Here is a 25,505-nt window from a genome sequence, read left to right on the forward strand (position 1 = left end):
AGGGAGAGAATGAATATGACAGTACAAACAGCACAAATTGTAAAAAACTACATTGGCGGCGAATGGGTAGAATCCATTTCAACTAAGATGGAAGCTGTATATAATCCGGCAACAGGGGAAGTAATCGCTCAAGTACCACTTTCAACAAAAGAAGATGTTGAACATGCTGTATTAGCAGCAAATGAAGCATTCAAATATTGGTCTAAAACGGCTGTGCCAAAACGCGCTCGTATTCTATTTAAATATCAACAATTACTAGTAGATAACTGGGAAGAGTTAGCGAAACTTATTACGATTGAAAACGGAAAAAGCTATAACGAGGCTTACGGTGAAGTTCTTCGTGGTATTGAGTGCGTGGAGTTTGCAGCGGGTGCTCCTACATTAATGATGGGAAAACAATTACCTGATATTGCAACAGGTATTGAGTCTGGTATGTATCGTTACCCAATTGGTGTTATAGGCGGCATTACACCTTTTAACTTCCCGATGATGGTTCCATGCTGGATGTTCCCACTTGCGATTGCTTGTGGTAATACATTTGTATTAAAACCTTCAGAGCGTACACCACTTCTAGCAGCAAGATTAGCAGAATTAGCTGCAGAAGCAGGCATACCTAAAGGTGTATTAAATATTGTAAATGGTGCTCACGATGTAGTAAACGGTCTTCTTGAACATAAATTAGTGAAGGCAATTTCATTTGTAGGTTCTCAGCCTGTCGCAGAATATGTATACAAAAAAGGAACAGAAAACTTAAAACGCGTTCAAGCACTAGCAGGTGCGAAAAACCATTCCATTGTATTAAATGATGCGAATCTTGAGCTAGCGACAAAGCAAATTATTAGTGCTGCATTCGGTTCAGCTGGTGAGCGTTGTATGGCCGCTTCTGTTGTAACAGTAGAAGAAGAAATTGCAGATCAATTAGTTGGAAGATTAGTAGAAGAAGCGAACAAAATTATCATCGGAAATGGTCTTGATGAAGATGTGTTTTTAGGGCCTGTTATTCGTGATAACCATAAAGAGCGCACAATTGGTTACATCGATTCAGGTGTAGAACAGGGCGCTACATTAGTTCGTGATGGACGCGAAGATACAGCTGTAAAAGGAGCTGGTTACTTCGTTGGGCCAACAATTTTTGACCATGTCACAAAAGAAATGAAAATCTGGCAAGATGAGATTTTTGCTCCTGTTCTATCTATTGTTCGTGTGAAATCATTGGATGAAGCGATTGAAATTGCCAATGAGTCTCGTTTTGCAAATGGAGCTTGCATTTATACAGATAGTGGGGCAAGTGTACGTCAATTCCGTGAAACAATTGAATCAGGTATGTTAGGTGTGAATGTTGGGGTTCCGGCACCAATGGCGTTCTTCCCGTTCTCTGGCTGGAAAGACTCTTTCTATGGTGATCTTCATGCGAACGGTACGGACGGCGTTGAGTTTTATACTAGAAAGAAAATGCTTACATCTCGTTGGGAAAAGTAATCATTAAGAGAGAAGTAGAATCTGTCTAGTTGCTTGGAAGCGAAAGTAACGCAAGTAGTAAAACATAAGAAGGAAGTATTAGGAATCTATCAAATTCCTAATACTCCTTTTTCATATGCAGAATGACTGTTAGAGATAGAAAGGAGCAAATTATATGCAAACTGTTAGAATGACGACTGCGCAAGCATTGGTGAAATTTTTGAATCAGCAGTACGTAGAGTTTGATGGAGAGAAACAAAAGTTTATTAAGGGAATCTTTACGATTTTTGGTCATGGGAATGTAGTAGGCCTAGGTCAAGCTTTAGAAGAAGACGCAGGGGAATTAGAAGTTTACCAAGGGAGAAATGAACAAGGAATGGCAAATGCTGCGATGGCCTTTGCAAAACAAAAACATAGAAAACAAATTATGGCATGTACTTCTTCTGTTGGTCCTGGATCAGCAAATATGATTACCTCTGCAGCAACAGCATCTGCAAATAATATTCCCGTGTTACTACTTCCAGGAGATGTATTTGCAACGAGACAACCTGATCCTGTTCTTCAACAAATTGAACAAACACATGACTTATCTATTTCTACAAATGATGCTTTTCGTGCAGTAAGTAAGTACTGGGACAGGATAAATCGTCCTGAACAATTGATGACAGCTATGATTCAAGCGATGCGTGTTTTAACAAATCCGGCAGATACAGGAGCTGTAACAATTTGTTTACCACAAGATGTCCAAGGAGAAGCATGGGATTTTCCAGATTACTTCTTCCAAAAGCGTGTTCACCGTATTGAACGTCGTCCACCTACAAAAGCCAGCTTAGCGGATGCAGTGGAAATGATTAAGAGAAAGAAAAAGCCAGTTATGATTTGCGGTGGTGGTGTAAGATACGCAGAAGCGGCAGAAGAGTTAAAACAGTTTGCTGAAACATTCCACATTCCATTTGGAGAAACACAAGCTGGAAAAAGTGCGATTGAAAGTAGTCATCCATATAATCTTGGTGGCATCGGGGTAACTGGAAATATAGCAGCTAATACAATTGCAAAGGAAGCGGATCTTGTTATTGGGATCGGGACGAGATTTACTGATTTTACAACGGCATCTAAACAATTATTTCAAAATGAGGAAGTTGAGTTTTTAAACATCAATATTTCAGAATTCCATACCAATAAGCTGGATGCATTAAAGATTATAGCGGATGCGAAAGAAGCGCTTCTTGCTCTAATTGATGAACTGCAAGTAATTGATTATCGATCTAGTTATACAGTGGAAATTGCTGCTGCAAAAGAGGCTTGGGAAACAGAATTATCACGTCTACATAATATTTGCTTTACAGGTCAAGATTTCACACCAGAAGTAGAAGGCCATTTCGATGGAAAGTTAAATGAGTATGTAGACGCACTTGGTACACAATTAACACAGACTGCAGTCATTGGACAAATCAATACATTACTTGATGAAGATGCAATTATCGTTGGAGCGGCAGGAAGTCTTCCAGGTGATTTACAAAGAATGTGGGCATCAAGAAAACCAAATACATATCACATGGAGTATGGATACTCTTGCATGGGCTATGAGGTTGCGGGCGCACTAGGTGCAAAGCTAGCTGAACCATCGAAGGAAGTATATGCAATGGTAGGGGATGGTAGTTACCAGATGCTTCATTCTGAGCTTGTCACAAGTCTTCAAGAAAACAGAAAAATTAACGTTTTATTGTTTGATAACTCCGGATTTGGTTGCATTAATAACTTACAAATGGGTAATGGAATGGGGAGCTTTGGAACAGAGTTTCGCTACCGAAACCAGGAAACTCGTAAATTAGACGGGGCAATTATGAAAATTGATTTTGCAGCTAGCGCAGCTGGATATGGTGTGAAAACATATCATGTTACATCACTAGAACAATTACAGGAAGCGCTTATAGATGCGAAAAAACAAACAGTTTCCACATTAATTGATATTAAAGTATTACCCAAAACAATGACAAATGGATACGAGTCATGGTGGCATGTAGGTGTTGCGGAAGTATCTAAAAGTCAAAGTATACAAGCTGCGTACGAGAGTAAAGTAAGTAACTTGCAACAGGCAAGATCTTATTAGATTAGGACACAAAGAGAGCTTCTTATCTACATGCATATTGATTAGGAAGCTCTCTTTTCAATAACCAGTTAAGAGAATTTGGCGAAATTCTATCACATTTTGTAAAGAGGAGAGACAAGGGGATGTTTAAAGAAAATACAGTTAAGCTTGGTATTGCACCAATTGCTTGGACAAATGATGATATGCCGGAGCTAGGGGCAGAAAACACGTTTGAACAATGTATTAGTGAGATGGCACTAGCTGGATTTAATGGAAGTGAAGTAGGGAATAAATATCCGAGAAATACAGTTGTATTAAAAAAATCTTTGGAATTACGAAACTTGGAGATTGCTAGTGCATGGTTTAGTACGTTTTTAACAACGAAGCCACTTGAAGAGACAGTAGAAGAATTTATTAAGCATAGGGATTTCTTGCATGACATGGGTGCAAAAGTCATCGTTGTTTCAGAGCAAGGGCATAGTATTCAAGGTTTAATGGATGTACCACTATTTAAAAATAAGCCTATTTTTACAGAAGAAGAGTGGGATAAGCTTGCGGAGGGTTTGCATAACCTCGGTAAATTAGCTCAAGAAAAGGGGCTGCATATTGTATACCATCATCATATGGGTACAGGTGTTCAAACAACGGCAGAAATTGAAAAGTTAATGGACATGACTGATCCAGCGCTTGTATCTCTGCTTTTTGATACAGGTCATCTTGTTTTTTCAGGAGAAGAGCCACTTTATATTTTGAAGAAATATTTACCTCGTATTAAACACGTACATTTAAAAGATATTCGTCAAGAAGTAGTAGATGCTGTAAAGGAAAGCAAATTAAGTTTCCTACAGGCAGTGAAGAATGGAGCATTTACAGTTCCCGGGGATGGCGTAATTGTGTTTGATGAATTGTTTACTATCCTTGCAAACTCTGATTATCAAGGGTGGTTTGTGGTAGAAGCAGAGCAAGACCCAGCTTTAGCGAATCCCTTTGAATACGCATTAAAAGCCCGAAAATTTATACAAGAAAAAGCAGGTCTGTAATTTAAGCATTTTAAGATTATCCCTAAGTAAATGGTATGGTAATCAACATATCTTCTTACAAAAGGGGTAAAAAGACGTGAAGGTTGGTTTTACATGTAATAAATAATATTGAAATAGGGGAGTATGTAATGCCATTAGTTCAAATGAAAGATATTTTAATTAAAGCAAATCAAGAGAATTATGGGGTTGGAGCTTTTAGTGTCGCTAATATGGAAATGGTAATGGGAGCTATTAAAGCAGCTGAAGAGTTAAGTTCACCGCTTATTCTACAAATCGCGGAAGTTCGTTTGAATCATTCGCCAATTCATATGATTGGTCCCTTGATGGTAGCTGCAGCAAAAAAAGCAACTGTTTCAGTAGCAGTTCACTTTGATCACGGGATGACGTTTGAAAAGATTAAAGAGACGTTAGAGATTGGCTTTAGCTCGGTTATGTTTGATGGCTCTCACTATCCATTAGAAGAAAATATCCAAAAGACAAAAGAAATTGTAGAACTTGCGAAACAGTATGGAGCGACGGTAGAGGCCGAGATTGGTAGAGTTGGTGGTAGTGAGGATGGATCAGAAGATATTGAAATGTTGCTGACAAGCACTACAGAAGCAAAACGATTTGCAGAAGAAACAGACGTAGATGCGTTAGCTGTTGCAATTGGAAATGCGCATGGTATGTACAGTGGAGATCCTGATTTACGATTAGACCGTCTACAGGAAATTAATGAGGTAGTTCATATCCCGCTCGTATTACATGGTGGATCTGGAATTAGCCCAGATATTTTTAAACAATGCATCCAACATGGTGTTCGAAAAATTAATGTAGCAACAGCCACGTTTCAGAATGTAATTACTAGAGTTAACACTACGGCCTTAAATACTCCTTATTTAGATTACTTTACGTACCAACAAGATGTAATTGAGGCCGCATACGAAAACGTTAAAAATCATATACGCATATTCGGAAGTGAAAACAAAGCATAACCAGAAAAGCCTTCTTCATTAAATAATAGAAGGAACTCATAATTTAGTTAGTTGACAAAAGTAGAGAATGATAGAGTAGCCATTAAAAAAAGGAGGAGAACATCATGTTAGGAAAATTAGGTGAATTAAATGAAGGCTATAATGTATTAACAGAAATGAACGGTCAATGCAGTGATATGTTAATGGATATAGGCATATATAAGATGTCTAATGGAAAAGAAGAGTTGCTATTTGATAATAAAAATGAAACGGCAGTACTTTTACTAGAAGGGACAATACGTCTAGAGTGGGAAGGAATAGAACAAGTTATTCAAAGACAGTCTGTTTTTGAAGAAAACCCTTGGTGTTTACATGTGGCTAAAAATGTGAAGGTTACAATTACTGCTCTTTCAGATAGTGAAGTGCTTGTTCAAAAAACAGATAATGATCAAGAATTTGCGTCCAAGTTGTATACTCCAAATGAGTGTCAAAGTGTTGTAGCTGGAGAAGGAGTATGGGAGGGAACAGCACAACGTGTTATTCGTACGATTTTTGACTATAAAAATGCAGCATATTCTAATATGGTAGTAGGAGAAGTTATTTCTTATCCAGGTCGATGGTCTAGTTATCCACCGCATCATCATGACCAGCCAGAGGTATATTATTATCGCTTTAATAAGCTGCAGGGATTTGGATGTGCAATGGTAGGTGAGGATGCTTATCGCGTTGTACATAATAGCTTCATTACAATTCCGGGTGAGCTAGACCACCCACAAGCAACGGCACCTGGATATGCAATGTATTTTTGTTGGATGATTCGACATCTTGAGAATAACCCATGGAATGATCGTATCATGGAGGAAGAACACAAGTGGTTATTAGAACCAAATGCGAAAATTTGGCCAGAAAAAGAATAGATGAAAATAAAGGTTCTGGACAAAAACGATGTCACTTGCAATTGTTTTTGCTAAGAACCACTAATTTTTTGTCAATGTAGGCAGGCTCTTATGTGAGGTAACGTAAGAGCCTGTTTGCATGTTCTACCTTTTTTTATGTACAATAGTAATAAGAGATGATATAGACAGGGAGAGGAAATCCATGTCCACTAAATTAGTAAATTTACGGATTGATTTTGCTTTTAAACAGCTATTTGGAACAAAAGGAAATGAGGAAATTTTAACGGGTTTCCTAAATGCAATTTTAGAGGAATCTTTAGATGCACCTATTACTTCGCTACAATTAGATGATCCACACCTCCATAAATCTTATGAAGATGATAAGTTATCGATTTTAGATCTATTAGCAACACTAGATAATGGGACGCAAGTAAATATAGAAATCCAGCTTCGAAATACACATGATATGGTGAAGCGATCTTTATACTATTGGAGTAAACTATATACATCCCAAATGCAAGAAGGGATGCCATATCGTTCACTTCGAAAAACAATTACGATTAACTTACTAGACTTTATTTTATTTTCTCAGGATGATGCATTTCATACCATCGGACAATTATGGAATACAAAAATGCAGCAACTATTAAGTGACGACATTGAAATCCATTTTGTAGAGATACCGAAATTGGTAAAACAATGGCGTGAAGAAAAAGTAAACCCGTGGGAAAATAAATTTGTTCGTTGGATGTTATTATTACCAGCACATGAAGATGAACATTTAACTCAAACATTGGAGGAGATTGCGATGAATCAAGATCCAATTTTACAAAAGGCGATAAATAAATGGGAGAATATGAGCCACGATTCTTCTTTCCGAACAGCATATGAAGCTCGAGAGAAATTACTTCTAGATGAACAAGCTAAGCTAGCACATGCAGAACAAGAGGGTATGGAAAAAGGCATTGAGCAAGGTAAGATGCAAATGATTCGAGGGATGCATGAAATTGGTGTGCCGCTTGAAACTATTGCAAAAGCAAGTAAGTTGAGTGTGGAGGAAATAGAACGTATCTTGAAATTAAAGTAAATATATATGTACCTACAGTACTCATGAATAAAAGAAAGTAGATACTCATTATCATGGTATGTTTAATAGAAAAGCATTGCTGAAGATTTTAGCAGTGCTTTTTCTCAATCAACTTTTTAATATTTTTCATTCTGCTCACAATTATATAGAAAAGTTGAAAGAAGAACGTGAATAGTCCGAAACAAATATGTTTCGGACAAGGGGTTCAATATTTTATCCATGTATTTAACATTTTTTAAAAATTAAGAGGCTGAATTTTCTGATTTTAAAAGCAAGAAAAATGTATTACGTTAATCAATAGATACTCCACTAGAGACAATCAGTTTTGTTGGTGCTGGCGTATCTCCACCATTAAACGAAGAGTGTTGTGATACATTTAAACTAATCATGCTACATGCTAATGCACTTACTACTACCATACTTAAAAACAATTTTTTTGTTTTTTTCATTACCTTAACGCTCCTTTTCTCAAATGTTTCTTATCAGCATTATTGCTAATATAGAAATATTTGCTCGCTTTAACATGATTATTTGCCTCGTAAAATTGGAGTGCTAAAATCTCTGCATATTCTTTTACACAATCCCACATGTCCTCTTTTTCAAAATAAAAAATTGCATCAGTAACTACTTTTTCTAGTTTAATTTTAGGTAGTTCTGTGATTAGTTCATTTAAAACTGCGAAACGATGCTTATATTCCTCATTTCCTAATTCATTTGTATACTTCATTCCTTGCTCGATATATGCTTTTGCTGTTTCAACGCCTTCTAATTTATAATATGCTCTTGCTAAGACAAATAATGCTTTAAAATGATTCGGTATGGTATTTATAATCTCAGAACTCTGTCTAATCGCCAATGGATATAGATCTTGAATATTATATAACCAGCCTAAATTGGATCGTACTCGTAATAATAATTGTTCTTCATTATACTTCTTAAAAACATCAATAACCGTATTGAGACATTCTTCCGCTCTTTCAAATTCTCTTAGATCTATACAAGCCAGTCCATATACATTGTCGCATAAAGCAATATTAATTTCATAGCCTCCATGATTCCGGTATATTTCTTTGGCTTTTACTACATGTTGAATCGCTTCAAATGGTTGATAAGATTGATAACAGTAAGTTGAAAATCTATACTCAAACTCGGCTTTTTCTACTTCATCAGGTATATCAATTAAAATTTCTTTTGCCTTTCCATAGTGTGTTTTCGCTTCAGTATAATTTGCTGAAATTGTAGAGTGGATTGCCTTAAAGAAATAATAATAGTAAGCTAAAAATGAAAATTCCTCTTTGATATTAGGGAGTTTTTCTATTTGATTAAAAGAATCTTTTGTAATACTCATTCCATCTACCAAGACTTTATATCTAAAATTCAGTAGGGAATAATAGAATGATACATATTGGTCTGTTTCTATTTCCTTTAAACGTTCTTTTACTTGTAGATATGTCTGTTTTGCTTCTTTTACATGATATAAACGAATTTCTTCATACCATTCATGTAATAGTTCCATCAATTGTTTATTACTTTTTTCTTGAACAGTCATAATATCCCCCATTTCTCTGTAAAGGCTTATTCTGATAATAACAGGAATTAGATACATTAAATGTAACTACGATTTTTTTCATTAATATACAGAATATTCCGAATTATAATAATGTCCATGCTTTTAAATTTGAAATAGTATAGTTAAGACAGTACTAGTTTCGTTAATGGTTTTTTCAAAATTTATTAATGGTTGTCTATTGAATACTTCTTATAAGAGGTGGCGTAGCACTATATTAGAAAGAGAGAGAGTTTATACTGTTATGGTATTGAGAAATATATAGGGCTTATTAAGCTTCAAGGGATTCCTCGAAAATAAATAGAAGTATATCCATATCTATTTACATTGAAGAGGGAGCGTTAGTTTATGATAAGTTTTGGGATTAATTTACGCACTATTATTAGTTATACACAAGAGAGTAGGAATCTTAATAATATACGGATTTTAAGTAAGTTGGGTATAAGATTATTTGATATATATGGAGAACCATTACCTGTATCAGATGTTAATCGAGAATTAGTAACGGCATTAAAACGCCAAGACATAAATACGCAAAGATATATATTAAGTCATTTACAAGGTTAGAAAAACCGATATTATGTTGCATTTTTTCATACGTATGTTCTATCCGATAAACCAAGAAGCTATCATCAAAGGTTTGTGAAATTTTATTTTCTTAAATCGAGTGAATTACGTAGTAATATTTTAAAATTATTTAATTCGGTACTATAGTTTGTATCACCATGAAATGTATAAAACTCGTCTATGTCAATAAAAACAGAATAAAGAATGTGTAATGAAGTACCCATCCAATTATTATGTGTATCACAATTGGATGGGTACTTTTTTACTTATTCCAAAATAGGTACAAAGCTAAATGCAACGGATCGTTATCAAAACGCGAGTGTACAAATGTAACAAATGAAATTTCTATTCATAAGTGTGGTCCTTCTATTTAATCAAGTATGATTTAATACTTGATTAGTTTTGGTTAAGGAAATTTATATACTTAAAGTAAAGGGGGGATTTTTAATGAAGGGGGAGGAGAATTTGAAAATTTTCAACTCAGTTGCTTCTATACAAATAAAAAATGAAGAGTTACCATTTGATATTTCCTGGATGACCGATTGGATTGTAGACTGGTTTGGTCCTTTGTTTAATGGCGGCAGTGATGTAATGAAAGATGGGGGAGATAAAATAGATGGGGCAGTTCATGCGAGTGTGCCTGCATTTATTGATGTTATTTTCCTTATCCTTTCTGTAGTAATTTTAATTTCTTTATTAGTTTTTGGAGCTTCTTTATGGTTTAAGCATATAAAGTGGAAAAAGCGATCCATTTATTTTGGAGTAGATTCATTTATACTCATACTACTAATAAGGATTTTACCAGTGTTAATGCTGACAACCCGTTCTTTTGATTTTCAAACCTTTATGAGTAATTTGATGGGCTTAATTACTTCTATAATTTTAGGAACAGCTGTTTTAATGTTTTTAATATCTCTAGCATTAGGTATGCTTTATAAGAAATTTGAACATCCCAAATATGGAAAATGGAGTCTTTGGAGGAAGTAAAGGTTGATTTTGATATTAATGGAACCAAAGTAAGATTACATAAAAAGCCTAAGTTAAAGAAAAGTATATATAAAATAAAGAGTGATAGATAACTCCTCAATAGTAACTGTCAGCTAAAAATGAAGATACGGTACTGTAATGGAGGGAAGGTCACATAAAATGATCAATCTTTTTTATAAAAAATTACGGATTCTAAAATGAAAACCCAGAGGTCATTCTGTCAAATCCATCAAGATAGCTTAATTATAAACACAAATAGAATTAAAACACAAAATATGAGTTTATAGTTCATAAATAGATACTAAATACAAAATAAAGAAGAATCCATAATTCACTGGAATCTTCTTTATTGATTTTTTACTTGCTAATCCATTTGGAGATAATAGGATAATGAAAATCTTTTCCTTGTAATACATATAAAATTCCTTTAAGAGGCCCGAAAACTAATAAAATAATTAAGATTATAAAAAATGGGGCTGTCCACAATATCATTGACATATTTGCAAAAAAGGAATCCGTCAAGGATTCCTTTTTTGTTTTTTTTAAATGAAGCAACGTTCTAATTGTCTCTTTCTTTTTTATGAATGAACTATCACCTTATAAACTTAAAGTTTATTTTTGTAAAATTGCCATATTCCTGTAACAAAACAAAGGTATGTTATGTGTGTAAAATATATATAGAAAGAAGGAAAAGTTGTGAAAAAAGTTTTGCCAATTGTTGCGTTATTAGGAATGATGAGTTTTGGAGTACAGGAAATGAATGTGAAAGCTGATACTTATCACAAGAGTGATTCCAAAATTAATTTTTGGGATTCCAAAAGAAAAGGTACTAATTTTATGAATAGTACTTCATTACCTGAAAACTATAAAAGTGCAAAAGAAGCAAATATTGAATATGTTCGTTTAGCACCAGATAAATGGGCAAAGGATAAAGGTTTTCTATTTGAAGATAAACCAGATACTTCCGGAAAGGATTTTCTGATAGGTAATGCAGATAACTATCAGGGATTAGTAAATGAGGATCTAGAAAAATTAAAGGCGGATTTAGATGCTGCACAATCGCAAGGAATGAAAGTCGTTCTTACAATGTTATCCTTACCTGGTGATCGATGGCGCCAATTTAATAATAATAAGAATGACGACAGAATATGGGAAGAAGAGAAGTATCAAGAACAAGCAAGTCAATTTTGGAAGGACCTTGCTCTTGAACTAAAAGATCACCCTGCAGTAGTTGGTTACAATATTATAAATGAACCGCATCCAGAAACAGCTAAAAATAATAGATATAATGATTTTTGGACGGAAGATTACGAGAAATGGTATGAAAAAGTGAAAGGAACGACAGCGGATTTAAATAGATTTAATCAAAAGGTCATTAATTCCATTCGTGAAGTGGACCAAGAAACACCGATTATTTTAGATTCAGGTTTATATGCTACTCCATGGGCCTTTAAATATTTAAAACCAATAAAGGATAAAAAAACACTTTACGCATTTCATATGTATGAACCATATGAATTAACGAGCCAAGGTGAAAAACAAAACAAGGAATATCAATATCCGGGATTTGTAAAAGTAGGGGATTTAGAGAAACCTGTAATGTGGAACAAACAGGGATTAGAGAAATTTTTAAAGCCAATCCAACAATGGTCTAAGAAAAATCATGTACCATCTAATCGAATTATTGCGGAGGAGTTTGGAATTAACCGTACTGTCCCTGGAGCTACCCAATACATGCAAGACCTTATTTCTATCTTCAACCAAAAAGGTTGGCATAAATCATTCTATGCGTTCCGTGAAGACACTTGGACGGGAATGAATTATGAATTAGGAACAGGAAAAATAAAATGGGACGAAGAGGGTAAACCGATACGTCAAGATAATTCACTTTGGGATGTAATAAAAAAAGATTTACAGGCTCATAAATAGTTTAGAATGTTAGGATTAAGGACTAAATGTAAGCATCTAATTCAAATAGAATTAGATGTTTTTTATCATTTTAGCCAAGAAGACTCCTTCCTCAAGGAACGTGAAGTGCCACAGTCCAGTGAGTAGGTATGAGAGAAGAGCATTTGATTTCCATTTCCTAAATCGTCATAGTACTTTTTAGCCTGTTCAAGATCTTCTTTGTTTTTAAATTCGAATAATCTACTGCCGCTATCTTCTCCTAAAGCAGGTACCAGAATACGTTTCGCATCTTTTCTAGTATTACCAAACTCTTTTTGTGGTAGATCAGTAGGCTCTTCTGCTTCTAATCCTGCACCTTTAAATTTTTACTAACTGCAACATTACTTTCCATTGATTTAATGCTATCACAAGCTGTTCAACTGAATAATAGTAGAGTGCCAATAAGAAATACTGATGATTTTTTAAACATATTAGTTCTATCCTCCTAATGTAAATAAATACCTAAACGTCATAACTAACTATTGATCAATGAACATTGCCCCTTTATCAAAACGTAACCGGAAGAACGGGCGTGGGTGGTAAGAATCCGCGATAAGACGAAAGTAGTTTTTAGACGTGATATATTGCCTTATTCTCCAAAATATATATTGGTTCCTGTAGTTAGATACTCTAATGCTAGTGCATTTTCTGTATATAAGGCAGCAAATTAAAATTAATACTAAATAATTGTAATATATGAAGATACGTATAATGTAAAATTTATATATTTTTTGATTTTAATATTTAAAACTTATGTATACATGTTACAATATAGTCCTCCAATTTATTGTATTCTTCTATTTAGAATTTATGGTTCAGTAATCCAACAAAACAACAAGCGGCTGTAGTAAATAGATGTATGAATGAAGTGAAGCAGTTAGAGTGGTTTAAAAAGCCATTAAGTAGAATTATCCAGGGGATATATTCACTTAGTTAAGTTTTAGTGAATTTCTTATGGTAAGGATTTCATACAATTTAATTAGGCCTAAATTAAACCTTTTATCCAATCAAAACTAAAAACCATTTTAATAGAGTGAAGTATATATTTAATACGGTTTATTTGGAATAATTCTTATTTTTATATTTGCTTAAAATAGAAAAATAACATACTTGAAAGGGGGGATAAATAAAACTCCGCTTGTGAAAGCTAAATTGCTATTTCTAAAGATGCATGTAAAAGGATATAGTAGTGATTTCATTTCAAATGATACCATAAATAATTGTAGAAAAAGATAAAGGAGTAAACATTTAAATAAATAATATGAGTTGTAAGAATGAAAAGGAGAAGAAAATCGTGTTTAATATAAAAAAAAGATTGGAACAAATAAAGCTCAAAACGAAGTTGTCTATGGCATTTATTGCAATATTAATTATACCTAGTCTTATCGTAGGAATAACATCTTATGATGAGGCGAAAACAGATCTTAATGAAACAATTCTACAAACAGCAAAAGATAATGTAAGTATTTTAGATAAGATTGTTGATGATGAATTAGAAAACAAATATATAGATGTAACTTATTTTGCAAAATTACTCACACAAGGCAATTATAATCCTGATCAATTACAAAATGTACAGAGTAAATTTGAACAATATATACAGTTACATCCAGAGATAGAAACAATTTATTCCGCATCCAGTAACAATCAATTTATTCATGCGCCTGTTGGAGACATACCAGAAGGATTTAATCCGTTAGAAAGTAGTTGGTATAAGGATGCTGTAAATGCAAATGGTGAAATTATTGTTTCATCTCCGTATAAATCAAAGGCTACTGGAAATATGGTAATAGCAGTTGCTAAACAAAATGAAGATAAAAGTGGTGTCATTGGTATGGACTTGAATATTGATGATATCGTAAAAACATCTAAAATGATAAAAATAGGAAAGCAAGGTTTTGTATCTATAGTGGGGCAAGATAAAACTATAGTTGTTCATCCAACATTAAAACCGGGTGAAAAATTAGAGAAATCTTTAGCAGATGAACTTTATAAGAAAGAAGATGGAGAGATTACGTATAGCCTCAATGGTGAGGACCGAAACATAAGCTTTAAGGCAAATAAAAAAACAGGTTGGAAAATAGCTGGTGTAATGCCTACGAAAGAAATTGAAGAAGCTACCAATCCTATTTTTTATAAAACATTTGCTATAATAGGAGCTTCTTTATTATTAGGTGGAATTATAATTTTCTTCATTCTTAGATCTATTATTAATCCACTAAGACAATTAGTTATTTCAGCTCAAAGAATTAGTCGAGGAGATTTAACGGAGAAAATTGATATTCGTTCAAAGGATGAACTTGGTCAATTGGGTGATAGTTTTAATGCAATGGCAGAGTCTTTACGCAATATTATTTCACAAATTAACACATCTGCAGGACATGTAGCAGCTTCTTCTGAGGAACTAACTGCTAGTGTAGAGCAAGCAAGTGTTGCAACAGAACAAATTACAAAAGAAATGGAAGAAATCTCACATAGTGCAGAAGTTCAAAATAATGAAGTTGAGTCTGGAGCTAAATTAATAGGTGAGGTAACACGAAATATTCAATGTGTAGCTGATAATGCTTCTGAAGTATCGACCTCATCTTTATACACAAAACAAAAAGCAAATGAGGGGGAACAATTAGTAGAACAAACTGTAACACAAATGCAGTCTATACATAATTCTGTTTCCCAATCCGATAATGTAATTAAATTATTAGATAAGAAATCGCAGCAAATAGGCACTATATTAGAAGCGATTCAAAATATTGCTGAACAAACAAATCTACTAGCACTAAATGCGGCGATTGAGGCGGCTAGGGCAGGAGAACAGGGACGTGGATTTGCAATTGTTGCGGATGAAGTTGGGAAATTAGCGGAACAATCAGGACAATCTTCAATGGAAATTGGAAAATTAATTAAGGAAATACAATTAGATGTACATGAGACTGTTAAAGCTATGAATGAAGTAGGAATAGAAGTACAGTCGGGAATTAAGGTAGCGAATGATACAAAACAAAGTTTTTATGAGATTTCAAATTCAGCGAATAATATCGTTTCCAAAGTACATGGTATGGTGGACCTATCAAATAAGATGACATCTGATGCAATGCAAGTCGATACATCTATTAATCAAATAGCAGTAGCTGTAAAAGAGAACACCACAAGTATGCAAACTATAGCTGGTTCATCCGAAGAACAACATGCTTCCATGGAAGAGATAAATTCTTCAGCAACTCAATTGGCAAAAATGGCAGAAGAACTTCAAGAGTTGATTGGAGGGTTTAAGGTATAAGTTCAGATTATAGGAAAGAATAACAGGAAGTATGTTAAAGAGTGTGAGTTGAAAATCTTTTAAATTATGACTATGAATCACCTACAAATCCAAGTATGCGAAACGATCATCCACCTGGGAAGTGTGCTCATTATGGTGGAGAATGAGACACCGGTGGTCTTTTTGGAGAAGCTAAATGTGTCTATAATAAAACTGATGAATCGGATAATAAGTAATGTACATAAAGAAAAGGCACCCTTATGTAGGTGCCTTTTCCAATAGTTTTTTAGCAGAAGCAGCTAGCTCCAACTATGATTAATAAGATAAATAATACAACTAATAAAGCAAATCCTCCAGCAAAACCGCAGCCTTCGCCGCAACTACCACCATATCCCATAACAATAGTTCCTCCTTTAGATAAGAGGGTAAAACTAGGGTTCATTCCATGTATCTTAACGGGTTCACTTTACCTTATGTTTTTAGGCATTAATTGAGCAGGTTCTTTTGAAAATAAAGAAAAGACACTGCCTTCAAAGTGTCTCTCTCTACTTAACCTACATAAGACTTTTCTTACGGCACAAATATATCTGGGTTCCCACCCAATTCTAATTTACTACAACTATTTATATGATTTTATTAATTTAATGTAAATTTTTATAAAAAAAGACACCCAAACGTGCCTTCCTCCGACTTGAACCATCTTAATTTTATTGTGTTGTTATCATATAAGAAAAGAAGACATCTTAATCGATGTCTTCTTTTCCTTGTACAATTAGTGTTAAGAAGGTATTGTATTGCTTAGAAACCATAAAAAAATATAACAATCATCGAGTAAGCTTATTATAGCATCGATAAACAGGATATCTATATAGTTTAATTGTCTGTTATTTGTTTTAATTCATTTACTTATATTATTTTTTGAGCGCTCCAGCAGTGGAGCCTTTTTTATGCAATAAAACATTTTCTTTACATTATTTAGTTGATCTATATTAGTTTTTTCTTCTTAAAAGATATCTATATTTTATCAAACCATTGTATAGACGACCAGTCTTTTTATGAGAATTTAGTGAGTAAATAGTATTAAAATTTGAAAATAGTTTTATATCGAAAGTAGTGGATGAATTATTTTGTATGTCAATCGATATGCTAAATTGCATATCGAAAAAAGTAGAATTTGTTAACGTTTTCAAAATAAGGAATATTTTTATAAATTTCTGTTAATATCAAACTTGTACTTATTATAAAACAAAGGGATGTTTATATGTTTAAAAAAGTTGCATTAGGGATATCATCATTAGCGGTGGCATCGGTAGTTGGGTTAGGAATGGCATCGGAGGCATCAGCAGGACCAGCAGCACCTCTAACTTCTTTAAGTGTAGTAAAAGTGGAATCACAATTGGGTGGAGTTGAATACATTACCCCTAATAGTTTTAGTACAACTAAAGATCATGGGGGTAGTTACTTGTATGTTTACACAAAAGAAATAGGGTATGGCCAGTTTCCTTTTGCCAAAATGAATGGATTTGATGTGAAAAGTATTGGTTCACAAATAATTGGTGGTAATCCTATTGTAGGTTGGGAATATAAATGGGACGCATCAAACCATCAAGAAGGGACTTTTGAATATCAAAAGACTTCAATAAATTATCCAAGAGATACGTGGCGCACTTCGTTATATATTAAATAATCAGTTTTATATATTCGTAGCATGAAAATCCCTGCACCTTATGTGGGGATTTTCCATAAAAAAAACACCCAAAGGTGCCTTCCTGCGACTTGAACCACTTTACTGGAAATTATGTAAACACGTCCTATAAAACAGAATCATTTATTTTTACCAGATTGTTAGTGTACAAATACAAGAGAATCGAGATCGTTTGCTTGGCTAGATTAAAGCAACGCCACATCTATATGGTTGAGATATGTTACGCCTTCTAATCGGAGAATCAGCTTTATAGAACGTGTTCACAATTTATATTTTACTCCATGTAATATTTATTTAGTGTAATTTTTACAAACATGTATAATTGCATAAAGTTTATGGAAAAATGAGAGTATAATTTGGTATTGTGTAATAAAGATAAAGTCCACCTACGGAAATAGGTGGGCTTTTTTTGGGTATTACTATCTCATTGCACAAAAGGGAATTTGTATTAAAATAATAGCACATTCTTAGAATTCTTATATTGAGAAATAAGACACTCTTATGAGTGCCACCTTGTTAGTATCTGAATCCTCCACCGCCGCCGCCCCAACAACTACATCCGATAATAATTAACAGGATAAATAGAACGATCAGTAAAGCAAATCCGCAACCAAAGCCACCGCAAGAACCACCGAAACTTATATTTTTTCCTCCTTTAATTAGGAGATAGAACAATGGGTAAGTTGTTATTTTAACGGGTTCACTTTACCTTATGTTTTTAAGTATTTATTGAGCAGGTCCTTTTGAAAATAAAGAAAGACACATTAAAATTTGAATTTATTGTATTTTTATAGTAATTTTTAGGATAGTGTTACTTATGTCCAATTTTTTTTAGCTATTATTTCTGATGGTCCAGGAGGATAAGTGTTATGTCTAATGATTTTAATATGGATTATAGTCATTATGAAAGGAGTGCTAAAATTTTAGAAATGTTGGGTAATTCAAACCGTTTATTGATTGTTCGTGAATTGATTAAAAATGGTGTTATGACAGTTTCTCAACTTAGTGCCGCAACACAAATTGCAGAATATAAAATTTTACAACATTTAAAAAAATTAACTATAAGTAAGGTTGTCATTAGTGAACGGAAGGGTACAAAGATTTATTGCAGAGTAGAAGAGAAAAAAGCTATTAATATTATCAATTTATTAGGATTGTTAAATTAATAATTTATTATAGTTTTAAAAGAATCGAACGGATTTATATAAAGGGAGAAGACACCCTAAGGTGCCTTTTCCCTACTTAATCTACATAAGACTTTTCTTACAGCACAAATATATCTGGGTTCCCACCCGATTTATATTTTACTACATTTACTTATAAAGTTTAGTTAATTTAATGTAAATTTCATAAAGAAAAGACACCCTAAGGTGCCTTCTTGCGATTTGAACCATCTTAATATGGTATTGGATGCCAATCCAATTATTATTTTACCACGTTAAGTAATTTCAGTTATTGAGAAATATAAAAACACTCAAAAGAGTGCTTATCCATAAATCTAATGTTTTTTACAGAATTTATGAAGCGTGAAAGCCCACGCAGGACTTTAGTCCGTCTTTAGACGTGGGATGAAAGCAGCGTTTTTGCATAGCAAAACATGGTATACTTTATTTATAGTCATGCAAAAGACGTAAAAACATTTGAGAACCAATAATCTGTATGGTATGGTCACAGTACCGTAGCCCACGAACCTATATGGTCTGTTGTGGGAGTGGTGATGGCACACCGCAATCTTGCACGTCAGCGATACAAGAAATGGACTTCGCCTTTGGTAGCAAGAATCCCACTGACGTTAGTCAGCTGGCCCCTTTAGGGGTGGGAGTGTCAATAGATTTTTTATGTCCTTTATTTCTTTCACAAGCCACGCCATCGCCATCGCGATCTAAATGTGAAGCATAAGCTGGGCTATCTGGAGTTATATCATAGTAACCGGCATTATTTGCATCTGTACAGTTTGCAAAGTGCACTTTCTCTTGTTTAGGTGCAGCTTGTTGCTGAGGTGCTGTATTAGCAGTAGCTTTTTGTTGCTCCTGTTCTTTTGCTCTTCAGCCTTTTTCTGTTCTTCTAATCGTTTCTGCTCTTCAACTTCTTTTTGTTCCTCGGCTTTTTTCTGTTCTTCTATTTTCTTTTGTTCATCTTCTTTTTTAGTTTCTTGTTTTGGTTCTTCTGATGTACTTGCTTTATCACTTGAACCACAAGCAGTCAATCCCATAAGTAACACGCTGCATGCTAAAGCCATTAATAATTTCTTGTTCATAATTTAATTCCTCCAAGATATATAAAATGTAATATTTCTGGACAATCTTATCAAAATAAACATTCTTATATTGTTATATTTTGTCGATTGGAAATAAAAAAGAGAGCCGTATCTCTCATTGGTTAATTTGGTGAATTTTTTACATAATTTCACCTCTAGAAAATGGAAGAAAGTACATTCTTCCATTTCATGATACTGGTACTAGTTATCGGAATTGCAGGATTCATTTACCTGATGTAGATAGACAAACGGATTATGAAGGATGAAAAGTGATGGATAAATAGCAGCCTGACAAAGAAGAAATAGCAAACCTAATCAAAATGATACGAGATTTAAGAGCTAAAGGGGTACATAACAGCGCAGATAAGGTAGAGGAAGCACATAAATATATTACCTTAGCTAAATAAAAAAGCCTCGCAGGGGGCAAGGCTTTAAACAGGGTAAAAGAATTGTCGAGTAAATAAGAATTACTTCTTGAGAATGGCTTAATTTTAACACGATAACTCGTATGCATGTGTTACGGAATTATGAACTATTCTGATGTGCGAAGCATCATAAAGGGTGAGAAAAATACATCTGCTAACTAAAATTAGCATAGTAAAAGGCCTGTGCAGATGCACAGGCTGGTTGATACACATATCGGTAATTAAATGTTAACAGATTTATTGAATAATCGTTATTGAGAAAATAACAACAGTCGATTACCCCATGCCCATCAAGCTAAAGTTTTGAAGTATCCACAAAACGAAAAATTTATTATTTTATAGTTATTTATGAGAATTCAACTAACTTTTTTGTTTTGGGGAACAATGAGTTTCTTAGCTGGATGGAGATGGGGAAGAGGAACAAACATAAAAAAAGAAGATTGAAATCAATCTTCTTTAGAAAAAGGAACAGATGACAGATTACTACTCCAACTCTTAATCAATTATAAATTAACGTATAGGAACATTCAATTCGTTCTGAATTTTCTCAATATATTTGTCTTATTTTTAAATTATTATATAAGTAATTTTTTTTATTATTATATATTTGTTCTTTCCTGTTGCAGAATCCTTGTCTTGTTATAAGGATTCTCTTTTTTGTATTACGAATCTACAAATGAAAAAGATAAGATCGGAGAGTATGATCTTATCTTTAGCGTAAGGGAAAAACAAATGACAGCAGCTTAATTTTTATAATACTATATTTTTCATTAATCTTCTATATAAAACCATAAATAACATATATATCTATATTGAGAAATTTATTGGAAAATTAGCTATAAATGATTCGAAGATCGAAAGTAAACTTATATATATTAGTTTACTTTCAAATATTTATATTATTAATTTTTAATGAGATAATTAAAATACTTTAGGAGGTTGATGCACTTGATGAAATTTTTCTTTATATTATCCGCTCTTTCAGCAATAATATTACCTTTACTAAATAAAACATCATTAGCAATTTTATTTACAAGTTTATTTTTTATACTTGCTATATTTTTTAGTAAACCCCGGTTTATTAAAAAATAATACAATAGTTAACTCTCCAAGATTGTTATAAAAACTGAGATTTCTTTACTCATTAGTTTACTTTCACACACCTAAAAACACTAACTTTATTCTAATTCTCCTGGTATCCTCAAAATGATAAAATACTATTATATAATTAAAATATTGTGTTTATTTATCTTCACGACATTATGAATATGGCATTCATTTAACATTCATAATTCTGATGAAGGGAGGTTTACCTTTTTGGATAAAAATATACAAAGTCATGCAAAAACGGTAATTGGAGTTTCTAAAATAAAACAAAAAAAATAACTTTATTTATACTATACAACAGCAATAGAATAACCCCTTACTTTTGAAGTGGTAAGGGGTTATTCTTATAAATTTTAACTTGATGGGCATGTATGGTGACCCCTTTTTCTGGGGAGGGGCAACGATTCCTAATTAAAATTTATATACTATGCAAAATTGCATAGTGATTATGAAAACCTAGAAAACTCAGCACTTTAAGGTCCTGTACAACCAAAATTATAAGTAAACAGGTATAAAAAATAAAAAACTATAGCATTACTCAATGTTATTATTGTAATATATCTTTTGGATGAATGATTTTATGTAGCAACAAGTTAGGGGTAGTACCAGGGGGAAAAATGAGAAACTTTTTTGAAGACAATTATAAAAATATTGGGCTTAAAAGAAAATTAATAAACTTAGTAAGTGAAATTAGTGAATACAAGGGAAGATTAGCTACCTATCAAGAACAAAAGCCTGATATATTCATTAATTTAGAGAAGAATATACCTTTGCACTACATAAAAAACTTTACTACTGTATATAAAGATATAAAAGTTCCAAATAAAAGATTAAAAGAACTTAGTTTAGATGATATAGTGCCTCAAAACATCGAAGAAGATGCCGTTTTTTGTTATTTTAAAACTTTGTCACTTGTACATAAAAGATCTTGTACTTTATCAATTAGCCCAGAAACTATACAAGAATTGCATTTTCAATTAATACATTATAGTACCTCTGATAGTGCAAAATGGCGCAAAAAACCATTTTACATCCCAGGAATTCCGGAAAGTGGGATGTATACAAGTAGTTATCGTCCTTTCCCACACGAGTTTATTCTAGAGGCTATGGAACAATTATGTAATCAATACAATTCAGTAAACAATAAAAAGGAACTACATTCCCTTTTATTAATCGCTCGTTTTATATTAAATTTTTATTGCATAATCCCTTTTAGTCAAGGAAATGGTAGACTAGCGCTTATGCTAATGCAATTACTATTAGTAAAAAACGGACACACATTTGTAAAATATGTTTGTTTAGATAAATATATCAAGAAGAACGAATCAGAATATTACGATTCGATATATAAATCTTCAGTTAATTGGTACTGTGGTGAGCACAATATTAGTTTTTGGATAAAAATATTTTTAAATATTATATTAGAGGCCTATCAAGACTTGCATTCTACAATCCGAGATTCTATATGTAACAATACTAAGGTTGAACGCATTCAAAATTTTATACTTAAACAAAAACTTCCTTTTACTAAAGAATGTATCCGTAGCATCCATCCAGATATAGCCGAAAGTACAATCAGTAAAACTTTAAGCTCCTTACAATTATTTGGTTATATTAAGTTAATCTCAAAAGGAAGAAATGCCCAATGGATGAAAGTTTAGTAATTATTTTTGGGTTATTAGGATTTAGTAAACCATAAAAAAAGAAACAGATAGGGGTTATTTCGCATGCAAATCTTTAAATTTCCTACACGGGGTAGCACCACATCGCCATCAACTTAACACAAATAAACTAACCCAAAATGATAGAATTGAGCAATTTGTACAGATTTATCGTTTGGGGATAGTCCTAAATTATTAGCTTGATGGGCATGGGGTCGCACCAACATTTCGCGAATTTCGTGCGCTAAGCAAATTAATACAAAGAAAAAGCCAGTTTCCTGTAAGTTAAGGAAATTGGCTTTTTCTTTGTATTAATTTAAAGAGATTCTATGATTTTATAATAAGTGGACTACCAGCACTTCGTAAAAGAATTATACTAAGCACATTTTGATAAAAGGGCCGATTTTTACGCCTTCCTTGTAAATTGTGTTGCATCAATAAATGCTCATTTCTTTTGGTGTTTTGATTTTTCTTCAACAGGAATTTGCATATTCATAATTATCTGTCCTTGTGGATAAAACAGATTCAATTCATGTAAATCTGTTTCAATTACATTACATGATCTAAACTGTAAACCAGTTCTCTCTATATAGTCTGTAATATTTGTATATATTTGACGTCGTACTTCATCCGTATGCTCTTCTGTACATACGTAATCAACACAAAGATAATTACCTGCAGGTATACTAAGAATATCAACATGCTCTATCTCTGTATCATTCAAAACAGGATAATAAACCGATAGTCCCAGATCATCATGGAATAAATTTTTAATAGGACAGATTGTTATAAATTGTTCTTGAAAAAATTCACCTTGCTTAAAAATAGAACGGAATTTATCAAAAAAGGATTTTACACTATTAAAATTTTCTCCTTTGATGTGATAATATTTTCTTTCCTCAAAATAGACACTCTGAATTTCATTGAAGTTTCTACTTCTATTTTGAAGGAGATCGAGGAGCCTAGTAATTTTCTTTTGCGTTTCCATAAATCGATAAATTTCAGTTTCAATATCATTTTTTTTGTTCTGTAAGATATTTATATTGTTTATTATATTTTTCTTATTTATTACTAAATCAATTTCTTCAATTGAAAAACCTATACCTTTACAAAAAAAGATTTGGCTAATTCTCTGTAGGTCTTCATTTCCATAAAGTCTATAGTTATTTTTACCTACCTTTGGCTGAACTAGTCCTTTTTCTTCATAGAATCGAAGTGTTTCTTTCGTTGTATTAAAAATCTTAATTACATCACTTTTAGTTAACTTATAGCTATCCATCTAATTATATTGCCTCCTATAAGGAATAATATTCATACTATAAACTATGTGGTTACTTCATAGTCAATAAATAAAATGAAATTCTTTTTAACCCAAAATGATCGTTTAAGGAACTCTATTTAGTTCTAACAAAACTCAAAGAAATACGGTCAAAAACTAGTTCCAAAACGCATTGCCAAAAACAAAGTATCATAACAAACATTAAAGGCCGTTTAAGGAACCTTCTTAAGTGATTCAGCCGAGATTCGTGTGAAAATGGGGCATAGTATGGAATTCATTTCCATGTTATGACCTTCTTTTATTTTATTACGCATATGCGCATTGGGTTTTTGTATCATTTGCATAAAGTTTGGTAATTTAAAAAAAGATTGATAATTTGTATTAAAGTCGGATATAAACTGTTTCTTATTTTTGAGGAGATCTCTAAGGATTTAAGTTATTTTTCAAAGCTAAAAACAGCTACTATTTTATGATATGAAGCTGTTTTTTTGTTTAATGTAATTTATACTTTACATAAAGTAATATATAAGTTACATTATTCTGTGGAGGGTGTTATATGAAAAATTACGTGAAAATTGCTCGTGTCAAAGCAGATTTAACACAACAGCAGCTTGCTGATGCAGTTGGTATTACAAGGCAAACCGTCAGCCTAATTGAAAAAGGGAAATATAACCCGTCACTAAAGCTATGTTTACAAATTTGCTATGCCGTAAATGCAAACTTAGACGAAATATTTTGGATAAATCAGGAGGATTTTGAATGAAGAAGATTACAGATGAAAGACTCATTTTAAGGAATTTGAAAAATATTAGAATTACGTACATTGTCCAAACAATCGGAATTTTATGTATTCTTGGTTACGAGTTCTTTCAAGGTGGACTTGATGGGATGCGCGAAAACCCACTTTGGATGGTATTTATTTTAACATCTATTGTATCTGCATATTTATCGATGAGTGTTAGTGTGGAACATGAAAAGGAAATAAGAAATCCAAAGAAATCACTTATAGTTAGTATGGTAGTACTAACTATTATTGTAGTGACTGTTGCATATCTTATTTCTATTACACCAAACTTTGGTTGGATTAATGGTCTATTAGTAGGAGCTATTCTATTTATTTGTGGGTGTATACCGATGTATTATGTATATAGATTAAGAGTAAAGCAAGAACAAGATTTAGAAGATGAATAGAGAAAGGTGATACATGTACGCCATAAATAAGGA

Annotated in this window: 20 protein-coding genes and 3 pseudogenes; 16 read left to right on the forward strand and 7 right to left on the reverse strand. The window is 32.9% G+C overall.

Translation table 11 applies throughout. The features are described from left to right. The first annotated feature begins 15 nt into the window (after nt 1-15). The 6 genes from I6L50_RS29935 to I6L50_RS29960 all read left to right on the forward strand — a co-directional run bounded on the left by I6L50_RS29935 (nt 16) and on the right by I6L50_RS29960 (nt 7,523). Nucleotides 16-1,479 carry a CoA-acylating methylmalonate-semialdehyde dehydrogenase gene (locus tag I6L50_RS29935; protein ID WP_219303874.1) on the forward strand — a complete coding sequence of 488 codons (1,464 nt, stop codon included), beginning with the start codon at nt 16-18 and terminating at the stop codon, nt 1,477-1,479. Between the two features lie 154 nt (nt 1,480-1,633). Continuing rightward, nucleotides 1,634-3,568: a 3D-(3,5/4)-trihydroxycyclohexane-1,2-dione acylhydrolase (decyclizing) gene (gene iolD / locus I6L50_RS29940; RefSeq protein WP_219303875.1), complete on the forward strand. Its 1,935-nt coding sequence runs from the start codon at nt 1,634-1,636 to the stop codon at nt 3,566-3,568. Between the two features lie 122 nt (nt 3,569-3,690). Next, entirely contained in the window at nt 3,691-4,587 is an 897-nt protein-coding gene (iolE, locus tag I6L50_RS29945; protein ID WP_002065461.1) for a myo-inosose-2 dehydratase, read from the forward strand. 128 nt (nt 4,588-4,715) lie between these two features. Continuing rightward, nucleotides 4,716-5,561 carry a class II fructose-bisphosphate aldolase gene (locus I6L50_RS29950; protein WP_219303876.1) on the forward strand — a complete coding sequence of 282 codons (846 nt, stop codon included), beginning with the start codon at nt 4,716-4,718 and terminating at the stop codon, nt 5,559-5,561. A gap of 104 nt (nt 5,562-5,665) precedes the next feature. Next, a complete protein-coding gene (locus tag I6L50_RS29955; protein ID WP_219303877.1) occupies nt 5,666-6,457 on the forward strand; it encodes a 5-deoxy-glucuronate isomerase in 792 nt (263 codons plus the stop codon). A gap of 181 nt (nt 6,458-6,638) precedes the next feature. Then, complete coding sequence (locus I6L50_RS29960; RefSeq protein ID WP_219303878.1) at nt 6,639-7,523, forward strand: Rpn family recombination-promoting nuclease/putative transposase; 885 nt, start codon at nt 6,639-6,641, stop codon at nt 7,521-7,523. A 290-nt stretch (nt 7,524-7,813) separates the two neighbouring features. On the opposite strand, the gene I6L50_RS29965 is transcribed toward I6L50_RS29960, so the two are convergent. Together I6L50_RS29965 and I6L50_RS29970 are read right to left on the reverse strand one after the other, a co-directional pair. Beyond that, nucleotides 7,814-7,972: a Phr family secreted Rap phosphatase inhibitor gene (locus tag I6L50_RS29965; protein WP_219303879.1), complete on the reverse strand. Its 159-nt coding sequence runs from the start codon at nt 7,970-7,972 to the stop codon at nt 7,814-7,816. Continuing rightward, on the reverse strand, nt 7,972-9,072 hold the full coding sequence (locus I6L50_RS29970) for a response regulator aspartate phosphatase (protein ID WP_219303880.1): 1,101 nt from the start codon (nt 9,070-9,072) through the stop codon (nt 7,972-7,974). Before I6L50_RS29970 ends, I6L50_RS29965 begins: the two co-directional genes overlap by 1 nt. Nucleotides 9,073-9,438: 366 nt before the next feature. On the opposite strand from I6L50_RS29970, the gene I6L50_RS29975 reads away from it, so the two are divergent. From I6L50_RS29975 to I6L50_RS29985, 4 genes and pseudogenes are all read left to right on the forward strand, one after another. Next, nucleotides 9,439-9,657 carry a hypothetical protein gene (locus I6L50_RS29975; RefSeq protein ID WP_033706791.1) on the forward strand — a complete coding sequence of 73 codons (219 nt, stop codon included), beginning with the start codon at nt 9,439-9,441 and terminating at the stop codon, nt 9,655-9,657. Between the two features lie 33 nt (nt 9,658-9,690). Beyond that, nucleotides 9,691-9,801 (forward strand): annotated as a pseudogene (locus tag I6L50_RS35105) (DNA-binding protein); the annotation flags it as partial. Between the two features lie 303 nt (nt 9,802-10,104). After that, nucleotides 10,105-10,644, forward strand: a complete 540-nt coding sequence (locus tag I6L50_RS29980) for a hypothetical protein (protein ID WP_219303881.1) — start codon at nt 10,105-10,107, stop codon at nt 10,642-10,644. A 696-nt stretch (nt 10,645-11,340) separates the two neighbouring features. Further along, nucleotides 11,341-12,573: a glycoside hydrolase family 5 protein gene (locus I6L50_RS29985; protein WP_219303882.1), complete on the forward strand. Its 1,233-nt coding sequence runs from the start codon at nt 11,341-11,343 to the stop codon at nt 12,571-12,573. Nucleotides 12,574-12,692: 119 nt separating this feature from the next. Here the strand turns inward: I6L50_RS29985 and I6L50_RS35110 are convergent. Continuing rightward, nucleotides 12,693-13,021 (reverse strand): annotated as a pseudogene (locus tag I6L50_RS35110) (stress protein); the annotation flags it as partial. A gap of 864 nt (nt 13,022-13,885) precedes the next feature. On the opposite strand from I6L50_RS35110, the gene I6L50_RS29990 reads away from it, so the two are divergent. Continuing rightward, nucleotides 13,886-15,868 carry a methyl-accepting chemotaxis protein gene (locus I6L50_RS29990; RefSeq protein ID WP_219303883.1) on the forward strand — a complete coding sequence of 661 codons (1,983 nt, stop codon included), beginning with the start codon at nt 13,886-13,888 and terminating at the stop codon, nt 15,866-15,868. A gap of 265 nt (nt 15,869-16,133) precedes the next feature. On the opposite strand, the gene I6L50_RS29995 is transcribed toward I6L50_RS29990, so the two are convergent. Further along, complete coding sequence (locus I6L50_RS29995; RefSeq protein WP_000540373.1) at nt 16,134-16,244, reverse strand: YjcZ family sporulation protein; 111 nt, start codon at nt 16,242-16,244, stop codon at nt 16,134-16,136. An 864-nt stretch (nt 16,245-17,108) separates the two neighbouring features. On the opposite strand from I6L50_RS29995, the gene I6L50_RS30000 reads away from it, so the two are divergent. Then, complete coding sequence (locus I6L50_RS30000; protein WP_016096878.1) at nt 17,109-17,534, forward strand: DUF4879 domain-containing protein; 426 nt, start codon at nt 17,109-17,111, stop codon at nt 17,532-17,534. A 534-nt stretch (nt 17,535-18,068) separates the two neighbouring features. Here I6L50_RS30000 and I6L50_RS30005 read toward each other — a convergent pair. Then, nucleotides 18,069-18,194, reverse strand: a complete 126-nt coding sequence (locus I6L50_RS30005) for a YjcZ family sporulation protein (protein WP_219304048.1) — start codon at nt 18,192-18,194, stop codon at nt 18,069-18,071. Between the two features lie 227 nt (nt 18,195-18,421). Here I6L50_RS30005 and I6L50_RS30010 point away from each other — a divergent pair, with 227 nt between their 5' ends. Beyond that, a complete protein-coding gene (locus tag I6L50_RS30010) occupies nt 18,422-18,718 on the forward strand; it encodes an ArsR/SmtB family transcription factor (RefSeq protein WP_219303884.1) in 297 nt (98 codons plus the stop codon). 630 nt (nt 18,719-19,348) lie between these two features. On the opposite strand, the pseudogene I6L50_RS30015 reads toward I6L50_RS30010, so the two are convergent. Continuing rightward, nucleotides 19,349-19,809: pseudogene (locus I6L50_RS30015) on the reverse strand (excalibur calcium-binding domain-containing protein). A gap of 2,149 nt (nt 19,810-21,958) precedes the next feature. Here I6L50_RS30015 and I6L50_RS30020 point away from each other — a divergent pair. Then, the gene (locus tag I6L50_RS30020) at nt 21,959-23,002 is read left to right on the forward strand and encodes a Fic family protein (protein ID WP_219303885.1); all 1,044 of its coding nucleotides are present in this window, start codon (nt 21,959-21,961) and stop codon (nt 23,000-23,002) included. A gap of 445 nt (nt 23,003-23,447) precedes the next feature. Here the strand turns inward: I6L50_RS30020 and I6L50_RS30025 are convergent, their stop codons facing one another. Beyond that, nucleotides 23,448-24,281 (reverse strand): MerR family transcriptional regulator, encoded by an 834-nt coding sequence (locus I6L50_RS30025; RefSeq protein ID WP_219303886.1) that lies wholly within the window; start codon nt 24,279-24,281, stop codon nt 23,448-23,450. A 556-nt stretch (nt 24,282-24,837) separates the two neighbouring features. Between I6L50_RS30025 and I6L50_RS30030 the strand changes: the two genes are divergently transcribed. Next, nucleotides 24,838-25,044 (forward strand): helix-turn-helix transcriptional regulator, encoded by a 207-nt coding sequence (locus I6L50_RS30030; protein WP_016096772.1) that lies wholly within the window; start codon nt 24,838-24,840, stop codon nt 25,042-25,044. Further along, on the forward strand, nt 25,041-25,472 hold the full coding sequence (locus I6L50_RS30035) for a hypothetical protein (protein WP_016096771.1): 432 nt from the start codon (nt 25,041-25,043) through the stop codon (nt 25,470-25,472). The genes I6L50_RS30030 and I6L50_RS30035 overlap by 4 nt, the downstream gene beginning before the upstream one ends. The last annotated feature ends 33 nt before the right edge of the window (nt 25,473-25,505 follow it).

The organism is Bacillus sp. FDAARGOS_1420 (assembly GCF_019344915.1).
GTDB classification, from domain to species: Bacteria; Bacillota; Bacilli; order Bacillales; family Bacillaceae_G; genus Bacillus_A; species Bacillus_A mycoides.

Bases quoted from the DNA above. Each gene is read 5' to 3' on its own strand.
- I6L50_RS29935 (WP_219303874.1), top strand. From the start codon at position 16: ATGACAGTACAAACAGCACAAATTGTAAAAAACTACATTGGCGGCGAA.
- iolD (WP_219303875.1), top strand. From the start codon at position 1,634: ATGCAAACTGTTAGAATGACGACTGCGCAAGCATTGGTGAAATTTTTG.
- iolE (WP_002065461.1), top strand. From the start codon at position 3,691: ATGTTTAAAGAAAATACAGTTAAGCTTGGTATTGCACCAATTGCTTGG.
- I6L50_RS29950 (WP_219303876.1), top strand. From the start codon at position 4,716: ATGCCATTAGTTCAAATGAAAGATATTTTAATTAAAGCAAATCAAGAG.
- I6L50_RS29955 (WP_219303877.1), top strand. From the start codon at position 5,666: ATGTTAGGAAAATTAGGTGAATTAAATGAAGGCTATAATGTATTAACA.
- I6L50_RS29960 (WP_219303878.1), top strand. From the start codon at position 6,639: ATGTCCACTAAATTAGTAAATTTACGGATTGATTTTGCTTTTAAACAG.
- I6L50_RS29965 (WP_219303879.1), bottom strand. From the start codon at position 7,972: ATGAAAAAAACAAAAAAATTGTTTTTAAGTATGGTAGTAGTAAGTGCA.
- I6L50_RS29970 (WP_219303880.1), bottom strand. From the start codon at position 9,072: ATGACTGTTCAAGAAAAAAGTAATAAACAATTGATGGAACTATTACAT.
- I6L50_RS29975 (WP_033706791.1), top strand. From the start codon at position 9,439: ATGATAAGTTTTGGGATTAATTTACGCACTATTATTAGTTATACACAA.
- I6L50_RS29980 (WP_219303881.1), top strand. From the start codon at position 10,105: ATGAAGGGGGAGGAGAATTTGAAAATTTTCAACTCAGTTGCTTCTATA.
- I6L50_RS29995 (WP_000540373.1), bottom strand. From the start codon at position 16,244: ATGGGATATGGTGGTAGTTGCGGCGAAGGCTGCGGTTTTGCTGGAGGA.
- I6L50_RS30000 (WP_016096878.1), top strand. From the start codon at position 17,109: ATGTTTAAAAAAGTTGCATTAGGGATATCATCATTAGCGGTGGCATCG.
- I6L50_RS30010 (WP_219303884.1), top strand. From the start codon at position 18,422: ATGTCTAATGATTTTAATATGGATTATAGTCATTATGAAAGGAGTGCT.
- I6L50_RS30020 (WP_219303885.1), top strand. From the start codon at position 21,959: ATGAGAAACTTTTTTGAAGACAATTATAAAAATATTGGGCTTAAAAGA.
- I6L50_RS30025 (WP_219303886.1), bottom strand. From the start codon at position 24,281: ATGGATAGCTATAAGTTAACTAAAAGTGATGTAATTAAGATTTTTAAT.
- I6L50_RS30030 (WP_016096772.1), top strand. From the start codon at position 24,838: ATGAAAAATTACGTGAAAATTGCTCGTGTCAAAGCAGATTTAACACAA.
- I6L50_RS30035 (WP_016096771.1), top strand. From the start codon at position 25,041: ATGAAGAAGATTACAGATGAAAGACTCATTTTAAGGAATTTGAAAAAT.